Source organism: Streptomyces sp. NRRL S-920, from assembly GCF_000717945.1.
GTDB classification, from domain to species: Bacteria; Actinomycetota; Actinomycetes; order Streptomycetales; family Streptomycetaceae; genus Streptomyces; species Streptomyces alboniger.
Map to the genome: position 1 here is coordinate 112,570 of NZ_JODF01000011.1, position 18,290 is coordinate 130,859.

The 18,290-nt window shown below is 69.6% G+C and carries 27 protein-coding genes; 16 read left to right on the plus strand and 11 right to left on the minus strand.

Going from position 1 to position 18,290, the window contains the following annotated elements; all coding sequences use genetic code 11:
- Positions 1–30 precede the first annotated feature (30 nt).
- Positions 31–1,374, plus strand: coding sequence for a DNA cytosine methyltransferase (locus tag IG54_RS0111050; RefSeq protein WP_030780740.1), 1,344 nt, complete (start codon positions 31–33; stop codon positions 1,372–1,374).
- Positions 1,375–1,438: 64 nt separating this feature from the next.
- On the opposite strand, the gene IG54_RS0111055 is transcribed toward IG54_RS0111050, so the two are convergent.
- Positions 1,439–1,840, minus strand: coding sequence for a hypothetical protein (locus tag IG54_RS0111055; RefSeq protein WP_030780742.1), 402 nt, complete (start codon positions 1,838–1,840; stop codon positions 1,439–1,441).
- A 19-nt stretch (positions 1,841–1,859) separates the two neighbouring features.
- Positions 1,860–2,051, minus strand: a complete 192-nt coding sequence (locus IG54_RS0111060; RefSeq protein ID WP_030780744.1) for a hypothetical protein — start codon at positions 2,049–2,051, stop codon at positions 1,860–1,862.
- 91 nt (positions 2,052–2,142) lie between these two features.
- Here IG54_RS0111060 and IG54_RS0111065 point away from each other — a divergent pair, with 91 nt between their 5' ends.
- Positions 2,143–2,361, plus strand: a complete 219-nt coding sequence (locus IG54_RS0111065; protein ID WP_030780745.1) for a hypothetical protein — start codon at positions 2,143–2,145, stop codon at positions 2,359–2,361.
- Between the two features lie 581 nt (positions 2,362–2,942).
- Positions 2,943–3,305, plus strand: coding sequence for a hypothetical protein (locus IG54_RS0111075; protein ID WP_030780751.1), 363 nt, complete (start codon positions 2,943–2,945; stop codon positions 3,303–3,305).
- Between the two features lie 18 nt (positions 3,306–3,323).
- Here IG54_RS0111075 and IG54_RS0111080 read toward each other — a convergent pair whose 3' ends face one another.
- Positions 3,324–3,674: a helix-turn-helix domain-containing protein gene (locus tag IG54_RS0111080; RefSeq protein ID WP_158708853.1), complete on the minus strand. Its 351-nt coding sequence runs from the start codon at positions 3,672–3,674 to the stop codon at positions 3,324–3,326.
- Positions 3,675–3,771: 97 nt separating this feature from the next.
- On the opposite strand from IG54_RS0111080, the gene IG54_RS0111085 reads away from it, so the two are divergent.
- Positions 3,772–5,001: an IS110 family transposase gene (locus IG54_RS0111085; protein ID WP_030780757.1), complete on the plus strand. Its 1,230-nt coding sequence runs from the start codon at positions 3,772–3,774 to the stop codon at positions 4,999–5,001.
- A 200-nt stretch (positions 5,002–5,201) separates the two neighbouring features.
- On the opposite strand, the gene IG54_RS0111090 is transcribed toward IG54_RS0111085, so the two are convergent.
- A complete protein-coding gene (locus IG54_RS0111090; RefSeq protein WP_030780760.1) occupies positions 5,202–5,528 on the minus strand; it encodes a DUF6087 family protein in 327 nt (108 codons plus the stop codon).
- A 118-nt stretch (positions 5,529–5,646) separates the two neighbouring features.
- Between IG54_RS0111090 and IG54_RS0111095 the strand changes: the two genes are divergently transcribed.
- From IG54_RS0111095 to IG54_RS0111125, 7 genes are all read left to right on the plus strand, one after another.
- Positions 5,647–5,973, plus strand: coding sequence for a hypothetical protein (locus IG54_RS0111095; protein WP_030780763.1), 327 nt, complete (start codon positions 5,647–5,649; stop codon positions 5,971–5,973).
- A gap of 766 nt (positions 5,974–6,739) precedes the next feature.
- Complete coding sequence (locus IG54_RS0111100) at positions 6,740–7,108, plus strand: hypothetical protein (protein ID WP_030780766.1); 369 nt, start codon at positions 6,740–6,742, stop codon at positions 7,106–7,108.
- A gap of 13 nt (positions 7,109–7,121) precedes the next feature.
- Positions 7,122–7,625 carry a hypothetical protein gene (locus tag IG54_RS39215; protein WP_051819430.1) on the plus strand — a complete coding sequence of 168 codons (504 nt, stop codon included), beginning with the start codon at positions 7,122–7,124 and terminating at the stop codon, positions 7,623–7,625.
- A 48-nt stretch (positions 7,626–7,673) separates the two neighbouring features.
- Positions 7,674–8,159 carry a hypothetical protein gene (locus IG54_RS0111110; protein ID WP_030780772.1) on the plus strand — a complete coding sequence of 162 codons (486 nt, stop codon included), beginning with the start codon at positions 7,674–7,676 and terminating at the stop codon, positions 8,157–8,159.
- 162 nt (positions 8,160–8,321) lie between these two features.
- Entirely contained in the window at positions 8,322–8,675 is a 354-nt protein-coding gene (locus tag IG54_RS0111115) for an HNH endonuclease (protein WP_051819431.1), read from the plus strand.
- Positions 8,672–8,968: a hypothetical protein gene (locus tag IG54_RS0111120; RefSeq protein WP_030780778.1), complete on the plus strand. Its 297-nt coding sequence runs from the start codon at positions 8,672–8,674 to the stop codon at positions 8,966–8,968. The genes IG54_RS0111115 and IG54_RS0111120 overlap by 4 nt, the downstream gene beginning before the upstream one ends.
- 290 nt (positions 8,969–9,258) lie before the next feature.
- The gene (locus IG54_RS0111125) at positions 9,259–9,864 is read left to right on the plus strand and encodes a hypothetical protein (RefSeq protein ID WP_030780781.1); all 606 of its coding nucleotides are present in this window, start codon (positions 9,259–9,261) and stop codon (positions 9,862–9,864) included.
- Positions 9,865–10,238: 374 nt separating this feature from the next.
- Here the strand turns inward: IG54_RS0111125 and IG54_RS41980 are convergent, their stop codons facing one another.
- Positions 10,239–10,841 carry a hypothetical protein gene (locus IG54_RS41980; protein ID WP_158708854.1) on the minus strand — a complete coding sequence of 201 codons (603 nt, stop codon included), beginning with the start codon at positions 10,839–10,841 and terminating at the stop codon, positions 10,239–10,241.
- A gap of 840 nt (positions 10,842–11,681) precedes the next feature.
- Here IG54_RS41980 and IG54_RS0111130 point away from each other — a divergent pair.
- From IG54_RS0111130 to IG54_RS0111145, 4 genes are all read left to right on the plus strand, one after another.
- The gene (locus IG54_RS0111130) at positions 11,682–12,320 is read left to right on the plus strand and encodes a hypothetical protein (protein WP_158708855.1); all 639 of its coding nucleotides are present in this window, start codon (positions 11,682–11,684) and stop codon (positions 12,318–12,320) included.
- Positions 12,321–12,541: 221 nt separating this feature from the next.
- The gene (locus IG54_RS0111135) at positions 12,542–12,784 is read left to right on the plus strand and encodes a hypothetical protein (RefSeq protein WP_030780787.1); all 243 of its coding nucleotides are present in this window, start codon (positions 12,542–12,544) and stop codon (positions 12,782–12,784) included.
- Between the two features lie 198 nt (positions 12,785–12,982).
- On the plus strand, positions 12,983–14,776 hold the full coding sequence (locus tag IG54_RS0111140) for a hypothetical protein (protein ID WP_030780790.1): 1,794 nt from the start codon (positions 12,983–12,985) through the stop codon (positions 14,774–14,776).
- A 326-nt stretch (positions 14,777–15,102) separates the two neighbouring features.
- On the plus strand, positions 15,103–15,339 hold the full coding sequence (locus IG54_RS0111145; protein ID WP_030780792.1) for a hypothetical protein: 237 nt from the start codon (positions 15,103–15,105) through the stop codon (positions 15,337–15,339).
- Position 15,340: 1 nt separating this feature from the next.
- Here the strand turns inward: IG54_RS0111145 and IG54_RS0111150 are convergent, their stop codons facing one another.
- On the minus strand, positions 15,341–15,622 hold the full coding sequence (locus tag IG54_RS0111150) for a hypothetical protein (protein ID WP_030780795.1): 282 nt from the start codon (positions 15,620–15,622) through the stop codon (positions 15,341–15,343).
- Positions 15,623–15,697: 75 nt separating this feature from the next.
- Between IG54_RS0111150 and IG54_RS0111155 the strand changes: the two genes are divergently transcribed.
- Complete coding sequence (locus IG54_RS0111155; protein WP_030780798.1) at positions 15,698–15,973, plus strand: hypothetical protein; 276 nt, start codon at positions 15,698–15,700, stop codon at positions 15,971–15,973.
- 52 nt (positions 15,974–16,025) lie between these two features.
- On the opposite strand, the gene IG54_RS41985 is transcribed toward IG54_RS0111155, so the two are convergent.
- From IG54_RS41985 to IG54_RS0111180, 5 genes are all read right to left on the minus strand, one after another.
- Positions 16,026–16,181, minus strand: coding sequence for a hypothetical protein (locus IG54_RS41985; RefSeq protein WP_158708856.1), 156 nt, complete (start codon positions 16,179–16,181; stop codon positions 16,026–16,028).
- Positions 16,182–16,312: 131 nt separating this feature from the next.
- A complete protein-coding gene (locus tag IG54_RS0111165; protein WP_030780801.1) occupies positions 16,313–16,564 on the minus strand; it encodes a hypothetical protein in 252 nt (83 codons plus the stop codon).
- Positions 16,561–17,208, minus strand: a complete 648-nt coding sequence (locus IG54_RS0111170; protein WP_030780804.1) for a hypothetical protein — start codon at positions 17,206–17,208, stop codon at positions 16,561–16,563. Before IG54_RS0111170 ends, IG54_RS0111165 begins: the two co-directional genes overlap by 4 nt.
- Positions 17,205–17,525, minus strand: coding sequence for a hypothetical protein (locus IG54_RS0111175; protein ID WP_030780807.1), 321 nt, complete (start codon positions 17,523–17,525; stop codon positions 17,205–17,207). The genes IG54_RS0111170 and IG54_RS0111175 overlap by 4 nt, the downstream gene beginning before the upstream one ends.
- On the minus strand, positions 17,525–18,160 hold the full coding sequence (locus IG54_RS0111180) for an RsbRD N-terminal domain-containing protein (RefSeq protein ID WP_030780810.1): 636 nt from the start codon (positions 18,158–18,160) through the stop codon (positions 17,525–17,527). The genes IG54_RS0111175 and IG54_RS0111180 overlap by 1 nt, the downstream gene beginning before the upstream one ends.
- Positions 18,161–18,290: the final 130 nt, after the last annotated feature.

An 18,290-nucleotide genomic window follows, 5' to 3' on the forward strand; every position in this document is an offset into this window, starting at 1 on the left:
CAACCAGACCCGAAGCGAATGAGCCCACACATGCCCGAGCTGTCAGCAGCCGAACAGAGCGTCGTCACCACCGCCCTCTCCTACAAGTCCACCGGCGCCCCCATACCCCCGCACGTCATGGCCCAGCTCGACGAGATAGCCGCGCCATGGCCCGGCCGCTGGCTCCTCCCATGGGAGGAAGGGGAGCCCGAGCGCGTCGTCGAGCTGTGCGCCGGTCCCGGCGGCTGGGGCGAGGGACTGAAGACGGTCATGGGTATCACCCGCTTCGACGTCGTCGGCGTCGACATCGACAAGGACGCCTGCTCAACCGGCCGCGCCGCCGGCCACGCCCGCATCTGCGCCGACATCACCAAGCTCGACCCCGAGCATCCGGCTCTGCGCTGCACGCACGGCGTCATCATCAGCCCCCCGTGCCCCAGCTTCTCCACGGCGGGCAAGCGCGCCGGTCTCCTGAAAGCCAACCTGGACATCCTGTGCGAGACAATCGCGTACGTCGGCGAAGCCGCCGGGTTCATCCGGCTCGACGAGGTCTGCTGCGACGAGCTGTTCCCCGATCTCGAAGGCGACTGCCCGCTGTGCGCCAATCTCGGCTACCACGAGGGCTACGCCCCCCGCTCCGGCGCCACCTGGGACGAGGTCCGCGCCATGCTCGACGGTCTCACCGACCCGCGCATCGGACTGATGGCCGAAGTCGCCATCTGGCCGCTGGGCCTCCAGGCAGCAGGCGCACCGATCGAGTGGATGGCCATGGAGCAGTCCAGCAACCTGCCGGAGCGCGTCTTGGACGACCTCTCGATCGAGTTCGGATGCGCCGACTGGTTCCGCACCTCCTGGGCCGTTCTGGAGGCCGCGGACCTCGGCGTCGCCTCCCGCCGCAAGCGAACCTTCATGATCGCCACGCGGCACAAGTGGGTCGACCTCGCCCCGCCGGTCGAGACTCTGCCGGTCACGGCGATGGCCGAAGCTCTCGGCTGGGAGAAGGGCGAGCGGATCAATACCCGCGGGCAGCGCCCCGTCAACCCGGCCACCGGCCGCGCCAAGGGCGGCAACTGCTTCTCCGCCGACAAGCCGTCCTGGTGCCTCACCGGCAAGACCCGCACCTGGGTCCGTGAACGCGACGGGCTGCGCCTGACCCCCGCCGAGGCCGGGACCCTCGTCTCCTTCCGCGCCACCTACCCGTGGCAAGGCTCCCGCTCCAGCCAGTTCCAGCAGGCCGGAGACGTCGTCTGCCCCGCCGTCGCCGCATACGTCCTCGCCGCGATCCATGGCATCAACTGGGAGCCGCGAGTCCGCGACTACCTCACGGGGCTGTACCACTACGACGATCTATGGGCCGAGGAACCCTGGCCCGAGGGATACGACTTGGCAGTCTGACCAGTGCCACGGCCCCGGGGTGAGCCCGGGGCCCCTTTCCCAGGACACCGCTACTCGTGCCCCCTCAAGGACGGAGGCGCGGCTCTTCCTGCCGCGCGGCGGCGGCGCTGATGCACACGTTGAGCAGACGGGCCGCCAGGAGCCGACCAGCCTCGCTGTCGGCGACGTGGGCCGGTTCCAGAGCCGCCGCGCAGCGCACGACGACGGCCGCCCATCGGGCGTCGGTCACAGCGGGCGTGGCGACGTCCGGGCCCACGGTGCGCAGGGCCGCGCGGATGACCTCGGTGACGGCCTGCGTGGCGGCGCGCTCGCCAGCGTCCTTGTCCCGGAAGGCACCCGCGACGGATTGCAGGCCGGAGGCGACGTGCGAGGCGAGTTCGGCCTCCGTGGGGTGCGGGCTCCAGCGGTCTGCGGCCAGGTCCTCGCCAAGCGCCTCAAGTGCCTGGTGCAGCTGCTCTATCGCCATAGCGGGACTCTACAAGGGGCTAAACCGAACGCATCGAGCGCCGCCGCCAGGAGTCAGCGGTGCCGACCTTGCGGGGCCCGGCCGCACGGGCGTCGGGGGTGATCGGCAGGTCGATCAGCGCGGCCGCGACCAGAGGGAGCAGACGGGGTTGGCGGCAAAGGAAGGACCGGGCGAGCAGCACCAGGGCACCAGTCGCCCCGGCATGGACCATCGCTCGACGGGCTTCTTCCAGATATGTCCGCTCGTACGCGCCACCTCTGCCACACTCGCTCTGATCCGATCGACGGCCAGGAGTGACAGCGGTGTCCGCCAGTGAGCTTGACGCATTCAATGTGGTCTACACCGTGCTCGGCATCTCCTTCTTCGCGCAGAGCTACCTCACTTGGGCGAAGCGCGACTGCTGGGACGAGGACCGCGCCCGTTGCCGGAAGCCGATGGTGTGGCTCACCGGGCGGACCGGTCTGAACTTCGAAATCGCGATGGGTGTCTTCTTCCTTGGCATCGCGGTAACGCTGACGTAGCACGCCCGCCGCGGGTCGCGAAGTTGTGGCGGAAGCCGCTCAGGTCCCCCCTCGTCGGGTGGGGCCGCGCATCGGCATCTCTCCCTGCCGCGACTCGTCGGTCCCCCTGGACGGTGCCACGCTGCTGCCGTGCACCTGCCGCAAGCCGGGCTGTGGCCACCGGTACAGGCAAACGGTCACCGCCCGCCGACCGCGGAGGTCGACCTCCACCTGGTAGTACACCGACCCGTCCGCCCAGTCCTGCCGAGCCAGGACCCGCGCGTACCGCCATCGCCCGGCGGAGAAGACCTCAAGCGCCGGACGGTCGTTGTTCGACCACGTCCAGACCTCAGGCTGTGGCCCGTCCTGCGGGCGCCAAGGGCGGGCCGGTTCTGGCTCGGAAATACTGCTCATGCCCTCGACTCTAGGACTCGCCCGGGGCGAGACGCGCCGGGTATCCGGATGCGTTCGCCGTGCAGTGCGCACCGCCCGCGTCCGCACCACGGGTTCGCCACCGGCACTTCTCCGGGAGCATGCGACGCAAGCCACGAAGGGCCCGCACGGTACGTGACCTCTGACCCGCCACTGGGAAGGCCACGCTCGTGCTCAGCTTCACCACCCGACTCCGATCGCTGCACCTTCGCGCGGCGGCCACCGCCACCGTCGCCGCCGTCGCGCTGCTGCTGACCGGCTGCTCCGGCTCCGACGACTCCACGCGCACGTGCCCCACCGTGCGCTCCAAGGCCGGGGACCTTGTCCCTCGTGGCGCGGCGCGCCCGTGCATCGTCTACGGCCCTGACCATCAGCCCGAGGGCGGCACCGCGGGTCGGCCCGCCGCCCCCGCGGGCGCCGGCAGCTCGAACAGGACCCCGGCGAAGCCCAAGGCTCCGGCCGCGCCGAAGGCACCCCTCGTGAAGGCTCCAGCCCCGGCCGTGAAGGCGCCGTCTCTGGTGAAAATGCGCTGACTGCTCGCCGATCTGCGGTCAGACGTCTCGCTCGGGCTCGGCGAGAACTTCACGGAACAGACCGCGCGCAAGGAGGTCTGTACGCAGTGCCACTTCGAGGCGGGCCAGGGTCGCCAGGTCCGGGTAGACCTCGCCGCGCACGATCCGACCGACCGCCGTCGCGTTGAGCCCAGCCCGCAGGGAGGCCCCGCGGTGGGAGAGGCCCTGGGCCTTCGCCGCGTCGTCGAGAGCGCGGGCCAGGGCGAGGCTGTAGTGCACGCCTGGGGGCGCCGATGCTTCCGGCACGGCCGCGTGTGGCCATTCGCCCGTGGTGTAGGTCAGGGGCGCTCGGTCGCCGCGCATCTCGTCCCCTGCAAGCCGTCCGGTCACTGTGTCCTCCGTATGATCCCGCATCCCGCCCCGGACCGGGGCCTCCCATCAGAGTGATGTATATATGCATCACAACAATCGTGGAGGGGGCGCGGCGGTGAGCGGCCACTGGTGGGCGGGGATCGACTGGTCCTGGGGGCTTCAGGACTTCGTCGTCATCGACCGGGACGGCGCGACCGTCCTGCACTTGCGCGTGGAGGAGAGCCACGAAGGGGTCACCCAGATCCTGAACGCGCTTCGCGGGCTCAACCCGACCTCGCACCGGTTCTCCCGCCGTCAGGTTCCCATCGCGATCGAGGACGGGAACCGGCTCCTGGTCGCCGAGCTGCGACGCCACCGCCAGCCGGTCATCGTCGTCCCGCCCGCGGTCACCGCCCGCTACCGGGGGCGGCACACGGCCGCCGTCTCGAAGTCCGACCGGACCGACGCCGAGTTGCTGGCCGACATCATCCGGCAGAACCCTGGCCGCCGCCGTCCCCTCCCCGAGACTTCCGATCGTGCCCAGGCCATAGCCGTCCTGGCGCGCGCCCAGGAGTTCCACGCCGACACCGCGCGCAGGGCGACGGTCCGGTTGCGCTCCCACTTGGGTATGTACTTTCCGGCCGCCGCCGATGCCTGGAGCGGGATGCAGCACGGGCTGCGCCGCGCTGAGGCCCGCGCCGTGATAGCGCTCGCGCCCACTCCCCGCCACGCCGCCGCCCTCACCAAGCGGAAGCTGTACGACGCCCTGGCCGCGGCTGGCCGAACACGGCTCCTGGACCAGGAGGCCACGAGGCTTCGCGCCTTGTTCGCCGAACCCCAGCTCCGTCAGCAGCCGCAGACCGAAGCAGCGATGGGCGAACGCACCCGGCACTACCTCGCCGAACTGGATGCTGCCTGTCTCCGTGCCGAGCAGATGGCCGCCCAGACCGACGCCGCGTTCTCCAGCCACCCGCACTACGCGATCTACCGCTCCTTCCCCGCGTGCGGGCCGCTCATCGCCGCCCGCCTGTTCGCCGAGATCGGCGACGACCCTGCGCGGTTCCTCACCGCGAAGGGGCTGCGCGCGTACGCAGGCACCGCCCCCATCACCTGGTCCTCGGGCCGCAGCCACGCAGTCGTGCACCGATCGGTCTGCAACCGCGCGCTGAAGCGGGCCGCGCACCAGTGGGCTTTCGGCACCCTGACCCGCTCCCCCGGATGCCGCGCCTTGTACGACGCACGCCGCGAGCGAAGCGACGGGTACGCGGCCGCGCTGCGCCATGTCGCCAACCGGCTCCTGAGCGGCCTGCACCACTGCCTACGCACCGACCAGTCCTACGACGAGGCCGCGATGTTCCGTACCTGACCGGCGGGGGCGGCTGGAGAGCGGCTGGAGCAGATGCCCGTCTTCACCTCGGGCCCTGAAGGCGCCCGGCTGTCCCCACCCCCCTCGCCCCGGGTCCGGGCTGGTCGACGGGCCGCTGGAACAACACCTGATGCAACTCCCTGGGTCAGCACGAACCCTCACGCGGGAACGGTGCCAGCGGCCTCTCCACCAGCCCGGACTTAGGTGTCCCGCTCCTCCGCCGACGTCGGCTTCCGGTGCCGGCCGCGGCCCGGTCCCAATCCTGGCGGACGGTCCCAGCCGGCAGGCTTCGATTCGACCGGTTGTGGCGGGTAGAGCAATGCCTTCGCGGCCGCCAAGTCGTCGACGATGCCGACCGTCTCCCACTGCGTGCCGGTCCACTGCTGGATCACCCGCGGGGCGTTCGGGTCGACATGAGCACCGCGGTGCGGCCCCTGTGTGAGCGGCACCGCCCGCAGCTTCCCCTTCGAGGCGGCCTGGCGCTCCTCGCGTCTGCGCGCCCAGTCCTCCAACGGCTCCTCGTGCATCGCAGCATCCTGGCGCAGGCGTGCCCGCACCCGCCACCCTTGCCCAATGCCCTTGGGCGACACAAGCCCTTGCTCGCGGCCATCGTGCGGCGTCCCAGTCCCGCTCGGAAGGAACGCCATGAAGGCTCCAGCGCTCTCCCGCCGTACCGTCGCTATCCTCGTCGGCGCCGTCCTCGTCATCGCGGGCGCCGTCGTCGCCTCGATCGCTGTGTTCGGGGGCAGCGCCACGCCTGACCCCGAGCCGTCCGGTCCCTTCGCGGTCCGACCGTCCAACCCCGTCAGCAAGCAGGGGGCCAGCCCGAGCGCCGACCCGACTACGCAGGCGGGTTGCCTGCTGTACGACTTCGAGTGCCAGGCCGAAGGCGGCTCCGCCGTCGTCCCGCGGCACTCGCCGCCGCCTGCCGGTATGAGCAGGAACGGTGCCCTTCTCGACGGCGTCGGCTGATCGCTGTCCCTGCCTCGCTGCGGTTCCACCGCACGCCGCCAAGCACGCTGCACCAAGTGGAAGACTGAGCCAGACCGGCATTCAGGGGGCTCGTTCGGCGGCGCCGCCGAACGAGCCCCCGTATGGGCCTGTCGGTGGCACAGCTCGGTTGCAATTGAGGGGTGTAGACGTGGCAGGGGGCGGGAGGCGGCGGCATTGCCCTACCGGGAAACTCAAACACTTCAACGAAGCCTGGGCTCGGATCGCTGCGGCCCGGCAAAGCGATGATCTCGGATCGCCGTTCGAGGTCTACCTGTGCCATTGCGGTTGGTGGCACACATTCGACAAGGCGAAGCAGAGGAACAAGGAGAAGCAACGAGAATCCCGCGGCGTTCGCCGACGGCGGTCCCGGCGGGGCGAGCCGTCGCCGGGTGAAGTGCAGCGCAGGCAACAGCAGGCCGCAAAGAAGCGCCTGAAGCGGCGCCGTCGGCAGGTCAGAGAATCACTGCCTCTTCGGGTGTGGGAAGACGATGGAGGGGCGTGCATTTGGCCGTCGGGACACCTCGATCCTCAAGGCTGATTGGGCCTCCTCAGTGGCCCAGATATGCAACGGGGTGATCCCCTGGCCCTCGTGCGGGCGTCCGGGTGGAGCACAAGGAATCCACCCGAGCGTCGGCCCGGCTGCGGGAGGCGCCCCCGTCACGGGCTGCCCACCGAACTCGACCGGAACGCGGCGTCCATCGCCCGGGACCCGGCCACTGTCAGAGCCCGCTGCAACAGTGGGCACATGAGCACTACCGCCAGGGATATACCGCAGCGCGCCGAACAGCTCGTCGGGCTGCTCCGCGTTGCGGTCCGGCAAACGCTGGTCGAGCGGGCCGACACGATTCGCCGTTCCCTGCCGCCCCGCCCCGCCGACGCGCAAGACCGCCACGCGTGGCTGTGTTCTCTCGACGACGACCAGGCGCGCCGCGCCGCGCTCCTGGATCGGCTCGACGCCCTGTGCGGTCACCTCGCCGACCGTCCGGCGCTCGGGTACGCCCCTGGTGACCCTCTCCCGGCGGCCGCCCTCGAAGAGGCCGACGGGTTCACCAGTGAGACCACGGCCGCCTTGATCGCCGAGTACCGGGCGCAGTGCGGTGTCAGTACCCGGTGAAACACTGCGGAGCATGTGGAAGAAGGACTCGAGTCTCGCCGTCGCCGCCCTCGCGTCCCTTGGGCTGCTCTGCGGTGCTGGCTTCGGCTACCTCGTCACGCACGAGGTGGCGGGCGTGGTTTCCGCCTCGGTGGGCTGCGGTGCCGGCGCGGGCTTCGGGGCGTTCCTCCGTCTGCGCCGGGACCGACAACGGCAGGCTGAGGCGATGAGGGCTGGGTTCGGTGCGGGCCTGGCACAGGGCGCGCTCATCGCGGCCGCCTGCTATCACCGAGCCGCCTTTCCCCGTACGGGGAAGGGAGCCGTGTCCGCGGAGGAGGTGGCGGGGCTGCGCTGGGTGGCGTTCCAGCAAGCGGCCGAGGAAGAGCTTGCGACTCCCGTGCGAGAAGCTGCGGCCAGACTGCTCGAAGCGGTCGACCGCGGGGCGCAGACCGCTGCCGACTCCCTGCTCCTGGACCTGATGCACGTCGTCCACGAACAGCACTGCTCTGCTCCCGTCACCCGCTCGGCGCGACGCTAGGGCCCTTCGCGCGGATGCTGCTTCGTTGCACAACGAACGGAGCACCACATGCAGCACGCCCTCGTCCAGGCCCTCGAAGCCTGGGAGCAGTACTGGCGCCAGACTCAGGCCGCGGCCGTCACCGCGCTGAAGGCCGCGTTCCCCTGCCTCGGCGACCGGCCGCGGTACGTCGGCTGTGACGACATCCGGCTGGAGTACGAGGAGACCGGGCGTGGCGGCGGTCGGGTCTGCCTCGACGACGAGGGCCGCGCCAGCGTCGAGTTCGAGCAGGTTCCTAACGATGTGATCGCGGGGGCCGTCGACGAGATCCGGTTCCCGTACCTGGACTATGCCGAGGGGCCTTTGCGTGAGGCGCCGCCGGGCAGGTACGTCTACGAGTGCGAGGGCTCGGGCGGGCAGTTCGAGTTCGTTCTTGGCTCGGGCGGGCGCGGCCAGGTCGTCATCTCGTTTGCCGCCGTCCCGGACGTCGTGGCGGTCCTCGACGCCCTGGAGCGCGCCTTCACCGGTCATGCAGCCGCCGTGACGCAGCGCTGAGCGGACTGCTCGCGGGCCTCATGCGCGTCACCGCCGGGGCAGGGGCGGTCTGGGGTGCACGCGACGTAAGCGGCCCTCGCCGTCCACTCTCCCGCTCGCCCCGCCGCTTCTCTCGGGCCGCACTCCGCGGTCCGGCGCGCGGAGGCAGGACGGGAGCCGATCATGGCCCGACGACGTACCGGTCCCACGGATACGGTCCGCGACCTGGTCTACCAGCGCGATGGCGGCTGCTGCGTACGTTGCGGCTCGGTTCACCGGCTGACGATCCACCACCGCGTCAACCGGGGCATGGGCGGAGCGCGGGAGCCCTGGATCAACCAGGCCCACAACCTGTTGCTGGCCTGCGAGGTGTGCAACGGCTGGTTTGAGGACCATCCGAAGCCGTCGTATGAGGCGGGGTGGAAGGTGCGCCGCCCGCAAGTCCCCGACGAGGCGGAGGTCCAGTACGCCGACGGGCGGATGTACCGGCTCACCCCGGACGGTGTGCGCACCGCGGTCGTGGGAGCGGCCCGATGAAGCGCGGGGCTGCGAAGTTCTTCGACTTCGGCCGGTGGACGGCTGGCACCTGGACCAGCGAGACGCCCGGCATCTGGTTCGCCGTGGGCTATACCTACCGCCAGAGCGAGCGCCCGTACGGCATCTGCGGGCCCGCCATCACGATCGGCCGCCGTACCTGGGCGGTGTTCCCCCTGTACTCCCGCGCCGAGTACAGGGCCCGGAAGAACGACCCGTGGGCGAAGGAGAGTGAGGAGTTTCAGCCGCTTCCTTCGCCCCGGCGCGGTCTGCGTCGATTGCTGTGGTGGCGGTGAGGCGGCTGGCCGGGCTCGGCGTGCTGCGTCGCGGCGGCGTCCCGCACACGGCGGTCGGCCGGATCGCTCTCACCGACGCCCCGCACGCTGGCGATCCAGGTGCGTGCGGTGACGTCGGTGGGCTGTTGGTAATGGTCGGCCGTTTCGGGTTTGCGCTGGTCAGGCGGGGTGCGCGGCAGCCGCGATGACAAGGCCATGCCCGCCGCTGTACTATTTGCGGGTTCGTTCGGCATGGGGTTTCCCCAGCCTTCGCCGGCACCGGCACGGTGCCCGTCCAGACGGAGGCCAGCATGCCCGCTGTGCACCACAACCTCACGATCCCCGACCACAAGACGCTGCGCGCCGAGGCCACGCGCGAGGTCGAACAGGAGCTGGGCAAGCTCGCCCGACCCGACGACCGGTTCAAGAGGGCGTGCGAGATCGTGCAGCAGGCCGACCTGGAGATCGCCGCCCACTCCGAGGAGCGCAACCAGGCTGCTCTGTCGCTGTGGTTCTACGACGGGGTGCGCGGCCTGGAAAAAGTCCTCGGCATCACGCACAACGCGTATGTCGAGATGCGCCGCATCGCCCTGACCGGCGACCCGAAGGCGAACATCAACCCTGGTGGTGACCCCCGCGCCCGCATGACGCCCGAGCAGCGCATCGCGGCCGCCCTGAAGGCCGGCGTGCCGCGCCTGGACTCCGAGGAGGCCGCGGACCGGCTGCCGTCGCTCGCGGCCACGGTGTCGGTCGCCAACGCCCGCAGGAAGGCCGCGATGCCGTTCCTCCAGGACTCCGCGCTGGCGCTGACCGAGGAGCCGTACGGCTGGTCCACGGAGCGCATCGGCCAGCTGGGCGATGTCACCCCGAAGTACGTGCGCGACGTCAAGAACGTTGCAGCGAGGCGCCGCCGCTGACACCCATCGAGGCCGCTCCCAAGCAGACCGTTGAGCGGGCGCTGAGAGATCGAGCGTCCACAGGAAACCGCTGCGGAGTTTGGTCCTGCGGAACTCTGGGGCGAGAGCGCAACCGCTCTCGCCCCAGTGCATTCACTCCTGATTACCGATGCCCCTTTGCCGCCGCTCCCTCTCCTGTTCCCGTTGCCGCTGCCACTCTCGCAACAGTTCCTTGCGGTGGCCGGAATACTGCGGCCAAACGGCGCGGATGAAGCTATGGACTCCGAATACGACGATTCCGAGGGCAGCAAGAGCTAAGACAGCCCACCACGGGGCAGTGTCCGGTACGAAAAACATGGCCTCAACCTTCCGACCTTGCCTGGTCGGCGGGCTGTCTACGCAGCCAGTACGGCGCTCCCCAGCGCACGGCTGCCGTGATGCCCGCCCCGGTGTGTGTGCACGGGGAAGGCAGAGTTCGGCCCTCGGGGTGTGATCTGAGGTACCGCCTCTATGGGCTCAGGCTTCCACTCTCGTACGTCGTCCGCTGCCACTCGCCCCAACAAGCGCGAAAGCAGCACGAGGAGAACGACTACGAGGAATTCCAGCAGACAAGCGACGAGTTCGGCGAGGGCGGCTAGGAATGCCCGTGCGGCTGTGCGACGTTCGGCCACTGTGGTTGCTGCCCTAAGTTCGTCGGCAGCCGCGCGGTAGCGCTTTCGGGCCGACTCTGTCGCACCTGCCCCACGCTGCGTGCGCCCCTCATGTTGGAACAGGCTTTGGAACGGTGCCGCTACTTTGCCGAAATCATGGGGCCATACCCGCTCATTGAAGTACTGGGGCGTCATCAGCCTGCTCACCCCGGACGCAAGGACCATCAAGCCCTTGCCTACGAACTCAACGTCCGTGAGGAAGTGTTGGCTGTCCCACGAATTGTCGATCAGCTCTAGTAGAGCTGCCTCATGGGCCGTCTCCGCTTCCGCTCGTTCGTCATCGTCCATCGTTCACCCCCTTGCCCTGACGGTCCCGCCGATCGTAGCGGCTGCCGCTGACACCTTGAGGGGCTAACGCTGTACCAACCAGGCTCCGGCGACTCCGCCCGCTGCCGTGATCAGCGAGACCAGCCATCCCGGGACGTACTGAACGGTCAAGTGCAGGCTCCCTAGGCGGAGTTCGAGCACCGGTTGGGTCGCGTTTCTCGAGTCCATGTCCCCAGTGAAGCACTCACGTCCCCCGTCTCTGTCACATGCCGTATGTGTACAAAACGCGGGTAGCTAATTGGACAGCCTGCACAGCCAGTGCGGCCCACTTCACCTACTTGGAGGTGGCCCCGTGCCCCGAAAGCCCCGCCCCCGCGCTCTGTCTCGGGGTGTCCCGAGCCGACCACGGGTGGCCGCTGCGAGAAGCACCGACGTGAGGCTGAGCGGTAGCGCTGGTCGCGTGGGCGCGGGTCGTCCTCTCAGCTCGGCCCTGAAGCGTCACCGGGGCCGGGTTTTCAGGCCCCGGCTCACCAGGGAGTACCGGGGCCTGAAAATCCGGCGCCGGTGTAACCGGCCACCGGTGGACCGGGTCCCGGCAGATCAGGCGCCCTTAGTAAGAACATCAAGTAAGACCATCAAGTAGTTACGGTGCCTTCGCTCCGCTCAGACACCGTCGGCATCACTCGACAGGGGGCCTCGATGCCCTCTGACGCAGTGCTGGACGGACGGCGTCGAGGCCGATCGGCCTCGACGGCTGCGGCCGTGGGAACACCGCGATTCGCCTGCGGGCACGGAAAGCAATCGGCGAGTCGTGGAGAAAGATCCTTGCTGCCCACGGTCGCGGTCGAGACTCTGTGGTCCATGGACGACGAGACCGAAGCGCCTGAGGACGTATTGAGCCTTCCCCGCCCAGGAGACCCGCACCATGAGATCGCGATCCTTGGCGGAAGCCAGGAGGACGACCTGACCATCGCTGGCGGGTACTTCACCGCGGCAGAACTCGTGGCTACGAAGTTCTTCGCGAGCCCCGACGACGGTCTGGCAATCCCCGCCCTGTACCTGTATCGCCACAGCATCGAGCTGAGCCTGAAGTGGCTCATTCGGGTCTCCGCCCGCTGCGCGCTTCGCGACGGCTACAACGGAGAGGAGAGGCTGGATGCCGAACGCATCGAGGAACGGCTGCGGAGCACCCACAACATCCGGCAGCTCGCCGACTGCCTGGAGCGGTATCTGAACCTGCTCCGCCGCTTCGGCCCGGACAACCGCATCGATCCGGCTAGCTGGAAGACGTTGAAGTGGCTCGATAGTGAGGATGAGACCGGTGAGGCGTACCGGTATGCCGTGATCGGCAACAAGGAGCCCGCCCGTGCCCGCCCGGTCCAGGAGAACATCGACTTCTACGAGCAGGTCAACGCGCTCCACCGCATTGCGATCTCCCTCCAGCACGGATACGCGACCGTCCTCCACGAGTACGAGCAGTTCCAGCTCCAGGGGTTCTGAGGGCCGTGGCGTGGTGATAGCCAGTCCTTGAGGCCACAGCAGCACTCGAACGTGAGGCGGCGACACGCAGCGGGTGTCTAACCTTCTTGGCGATTGGTCCAGGTTCGATGGCTGGCAGAGGACACTCGACTGCGAGCCGAGCCGAGCGGGCGCGACTCGACGGTGATCCCGGGCGCTGTCACAGAATCACGCACGTCGGCGTTCTCACCAGCATGACGACCATGCCCATCACGCTGCCTCTGGCCCGCCACTACTACGAGACCCGCCGCGAAGTTTTGGCCGCGGGCGGCGAGCACGTCACCCCCTGGTACCGGCTGACCCCGGACGAGCGCGCCGTCGCCGTTACGGAAGCAGTGATCATCCTCGAAGCGGTGCGCCGCGCGAACGCCGAGCACGCCGCTCTCCTGGGCGTCGCCCTCGACGACGCTGACTCCACTGCCGGTCCCGACGTGGCACAGGTGTAACAAGATCGGGCCCACGACGTACTACTAGGTGCTGAGGCCCGCGTAACCCCCTCCCCCCCAGGTTGCGCGGGCCTTGAGCCAGACTCCGGCGGGCAACGCACAGGCAGCCGCCGGAACGCGCGGTCTGGCCGGGCGTCAGGGCATGGGCCCCCGGCCAGACCGCGACACAAACCCCGCCCGAGCGGCACCGTCGGGATCATGTCCCGCACGCAGCCTGAGCAGCCGACACGCACCCGCGTGGCCCCCTCGGCGGCCCAGCTGCAACATGCCCGTCCCGGCGTCGTCTCCCGCGACGCCGCCAACGTCGCCGACATCCTCCTGCGGCTGCCGCCCACCGAGCGCCGTAACGCCTTCAAGCAGCACCTGACCGCCCGTGAGCGCGCCGTCGTCATGACGGAGGTCGAGCGGGCGACAGGCTCCCTGTACGGCCTGTGGCGCGACTCTCCGTCCGGGTTCGTCGAAGACGTCCTCGGCGAAAGCCTGTGGTCGAAGCAGCGCGCCGTCCTGGACGCGATCGTCGACCACAAACGAGTGGCCGTGCCCGCCGGGTTCGGCGTGGGCAAGACGCACCTGGCCGCCCGTGCCGCCGTCTGGTTCACCAACGTCTATCCGGTCGGCACCGCTCTCTGCATCACCACCGCGACGCGTTTCCGCCAGGTGCAGCGGCAGCTCTGGCCGCACATCCGCAAGGTGGTGCCGCGCGCGGGTCTGCCGGGTTCCTGCGACACCGTCCAGTACAAGATGCCCGACCCGTACGGCAACGACTTCGTCGCGGCCTACGGGTTCTCCGCACCCGCCAACGACGAGGCGGCGATGCAGGGCATCCACATGCCCCACCTGCTGCTCATCGTCGACGAGGCGGGCGGCATCGCCCCCATGATCGGCCACGGCACCAACAACCTGCTGACCGGCGGACACGCGGCGATGCTGGCCATCGGCAACCCCGCCATGGACGACCCAGCGAGCTGGTTCGAAGGGCTGTGCATCGAGGGCGACGACCCGAGTGAGCCGACCACCGTCACCATCCCGATCTCCTCGCTCGACTCCCCGGCCATATCCGGTGAACTCGCGCCGTACTGCACCGACTGCCCCGACGGCGTCGACCGGCACTCCCTGGCCGACCACATGCCCGACCAGGACTGGGTGGACCGCACGATCCGGTCGTACGGCGAAGACCACCCGTACGTGCAGGCCAAGGTCTACGCGCGCTTCCCCAAGGGCGGTGGCGGCATCGTCATCCCGCCGAGCTGGGTCGAGGCCGCCATGTCCTACGAGGACCCCACCGGAGACGGATGGCACCGCCTGTGCGACCTCGGCCTGGACGGCGAGAACGCCGAGCACACCGTCCGTGAGGGCTCGTGGGTTCGTCTCGGCGTGGACGTGGCAGCCGACGGTGGCGACGAATTCACCGTGTTCCGGGCCGTGGGCGACGCAGTAACGTTCCGCCACGCATCTGCCGGCGCCGTGAACGACAACCAGGTGTCCGTTGCCGAAGTAGTCCTTGAGGAGATCCACGCCGCGCAGCGTCTTGCCGACGCCCTGCACTCCCCGCACGCCGTACGCGTCAAGGTCGACCAGAACGGGATCGGTCACGGCGTGGTCAGCATGCTGGAGCGCTGGGCCGAGACGGGCCGACACCGCGCGCAGATCGTCGGCGTCATGGTGTCGGAGTCGCCGAGTCAGGACGACCCCGGCGCCGTCATGCGGCCATGGCGCAAGCGGGACGAAATGTGGCTGGCGACTCGGAGCCTCCTTCAGCCGGACCCGTCCTCCGGCCGCGGGCGGCTGCGCCTCCACGTCGACAAGAAGGCCGCCGCGCAGCTCTCCACCCCAAAGCTCCTGTCGAGAACCAACGGTTTCACAGAGGTCGAGTCGAAGAAGGCGATGCGGGCCCGCGGCATGAAGTCGCCGGACCGTGCCGAAGCCATCCTCTTGGCCCTGTACGAGCCCGAGCCCCTGTACAAGCCGCGCCGCCGCGGCCTCCTGAACTGAAGGACGCCCCTGGCATGGCTACATTCGGAAACATGAACGATGCACCAAGACGCCTGGACCCTACGACGGACCCGGCCTCGGCCGCGTTGATCCTGGGGTGCCAGCCGCGGCAGGTGGGCCCGTGCGTTCGCTGCCTCGGCCTCACCGCCCGGTACGGCGACCGGGCGCAGCCCATCTGTCCGGCATGCAGGGCAGAGCAGCAGTCCGGCGCCGCAGGCGTCGACCGGATGCGCTCTTGACCACGAGCCCGATCGTCGCTGCCCTGATGGTGAACGTCGCGTCGACGGCGTGTCCAACGCCTGACCAATCAGGGAAGGAAGTCGCTCATGGAGGTCGAAGTGCCTTACGACGAGGATGGCAACGAATACGTTGGGACCATCCCGGAGTACCCGGAGCCGGATAGCGAGCCGCAGTGCTGGGTGCACCACAGCAACTCGTGCGGCTGCAAGCCGGAGGAGCAGGATTTCGACGTGGCCGGGCAGCGGTTTTCTACGGAGCCGCCCTTCCCGCCGGGTTGGCGTCGCCCGCCGAGCGACGACCTTGATCTGTGGCCCCGCTGGTAGGTCAGAGCGAAAGGTACGCGGCGAGGAGGAGTTCCGACTGGGGCGAGAGCGTGACGACGTGAACCTGGTCGCCGTCGAGGTAGGTCAGACTTCCCGGCACGTCGCCGACCGCGGGGTGGTAGTCCCCACGCGAGAGCGTAGGCAGCACACTGCTGCGCAGCCCTTCATTCAGCGCGAGCGAGAACATGAGGGGCACGGAGAGATCAACGGCATCGTCGGCGAGCGCCGCGTTCACCAGCTCGCGGGTCTGCTCCACCGTCATCATCTCGGCTCGTTCGATCATGGGACCAGTATGGAGGCGGCTCGGCGCATCGAACAGCCTGCACCGGGCAGCGCCGGGCAAGCTACCCTCCGATCTATGACGGACCCGTTCCTCGCCGCCCTTGAGCAGGCCACTCGCACCGTCGTCGCGCGCGCCCGCGGGGAGGCCCCGGTTGCGGCCACAGCAGCGATGTCGTCCCGCGAGGCGATCAGCCACAGCTACTGCTGTGACCCCGCCCGAGCGCTGTGCGGACTTGACCTGGACGGTGTGCCGACCGCCGGCGAAGGTGATCAGGACTGCGTCGTCTGCGTAGACCTCGATGCAGCCAAGGCGCCCTGCCCGGTGTGTGCCACGGACCAGAACGCCGCCTGAACTGGCCAGCACGGCGGGGAGCTGCCTGGGGGCCCGCTGGTCGGAGCGTGCGCTACTGGGTGGGGTGCTCGTCGAGCCAGTCCGCCAGGTTGTACGCGGAGCCGAGCACATCGGGCCGGTTGGTGAACGTGTCCTCGCCGACGTCCATACCGTCTTCCATCTTGTCGATGAGGGCGTACGCCGGGGAGCTGACAGGACCGCCAGCCACTCCCAGATCTTGAACCGTCGTCGCCGTCGCCCCATCTCTCCCCCTCCCCGCCGAGGCAGTGAACTTTCTACGACGCGGACTCTTTCACGGAGCCCACGGGGGCACGAATCGGCTGTACGCCCTGGCTCCGCTCAGGCTGCGCACGACGTGTTCACCGTCTCGTTGATGATTGTCCGGGCCTTGGCGCGGCAGTCGTGGCAGGCGCCGAGGTTGTCGCCGCAGATGGCGGCCGCGAGGGCGTCCAAGGCGCCCGTGCGGGCGATGTTCAGCAGTCCCGGGGCCTTGCTCGCACAGGACGGGCACGAGTGCGTCTTGCCGTCCCGACGTCCGCACGCGATGAGCGCGACCTCCTGGAGCAGCGCGGAGGGATTGGCAGTGCTCATGCGCGGGCGCTCCTTGGGGACTCGGGCTGGAAGTGGGCGATGGGCTTCAGCTTGGCTGTTCCGGCCTGCTCGTAGACGCGCGTCTGCTGGCAGTACGAGCAGCGGTGGGCAACGAACCAGCGCAGAGGGTTGTCCTTCGCCAGCGGGTTGCCCTGGCGTCCGCCCGCCAACACGCACGGCCCGTGGGCCCCACACCAGTCACATGCGGACGAGTAGGGTGCTGCGCCCCACTCCGACCACCGTATCGGCCGCCCGTCATGCTCGGTCGGCAGGCTCGGTGCGGTGTACGTCGGCAGGTCCGGGATTACCCGAAGATGCCGTCCTCGCCCCTCCGGGCCAGGCTCCGGCGGCGGCACCATGACGGTCCCACTGGTGGCCAGTTGGACCTGTTCCGGCTCGGGCTCGCCGCGGAGCGCTCGCATGCACGCGGCGCACAGCCGCCTCTCGTCGACTGGTCCTGCCCAGGGCCGTACGCCCGGCGCCGACGAGGCGTCCGGGCGGCACTCCACGGGCACGGTGAACATCGCGGCCGCGGGCACTTCGACGCCCTCGACGGTGACGTGCAGTTCCATCCGGCCTGCCGCGCGCACGATGGCGCGCCCGGCCCAGGCGGGGGCTGGCCTTTCCACGGCCAGTGCGGTCACTCCTCCTCCATCCGCAGGTAGGGCAGTGGCGGCGCCATCACGAAGACGTGCCGTCGCCGGCACCCGGTCCCGGCGATGAGCGCGCGGCGCTCCATGCGCCACGATCGCGAGACCCGGCCCTCGCCGCAGGCCGGGCACGGCACCTCGTTACGGACCTTGACGTAGGTGTTGGGCAGCGGGGGCGGGAAGATCGGGAACCCTGCGGTGAGCGCCAGTGCCTCGGCGACTTCGGGCTGGAGACGGATGTAGACCGGCTCCGGGTCCTGGGCCGGGGCGGTGAACTCCTGCACCGCCCCGGTCACGAATGTGCCCGGCATCAGTCCTCCTGCACGGAGGGCACGGTGATGTGCGGGCGGGCGCCCGTGGGTGGCGCCTGGTCGTCCGTGCGGACTCGGAACGGCCACAGTCCCTCGGAGTTGGGGGCGTAGCCGCGCTTGTACCGGACGGTGCCGTACCCCGTCTTCTCGGTGTCACCCCACACGATGGGCATCGGGATGGAGGCGGGCGGGCCCGCGATCCATCCGTCGGCCAGGTGTCCAAGGGGATCGTCCGCGCTCGGGTACGCCTGCGCGGGGCCGTCGAGCGCCATCTCGACACCGCGGTACGGGCCGTCGATGAAGACCACCGGGTACTGCGCCCTCGGGCCCCGGACGGCTTCGGCGTAGACGGTGCGCTGCCGGTCCTGCCACTCCAGCACCTCGCGGGCCGTGGGGGTCGGGGTGAATCCGAGAACTGCGCGGAGCGCCGCCACGCTGGACAGCAGCTCGTGGTAGGCGGCGTGCGGGAAGTCGGTGCGGAAGCGGTCGTGCAGCAGCGAGCAGGACGCTTTGTCAGCGACCTCGACCAGGTGCATGTCCAGGAGTTCGGGGTCGATGTGCTCGCCGCCGCGGGCGAACACCGCGGCGGCCCGGCCAACATCCCGCTCGGCGACGGGTACTGCGGTGGTGCTCATGGGAGGGGCATCTCCTATGGGGAAAGAGGGGGGAGGGCTACTTCGGGTTCGGCACGGGGGCCTCGGGACGGACCACCAGGCGTGTCAGGGGCCGGTCCTCGCGCACGGCGTTCCATGCGGAGACCAGGTA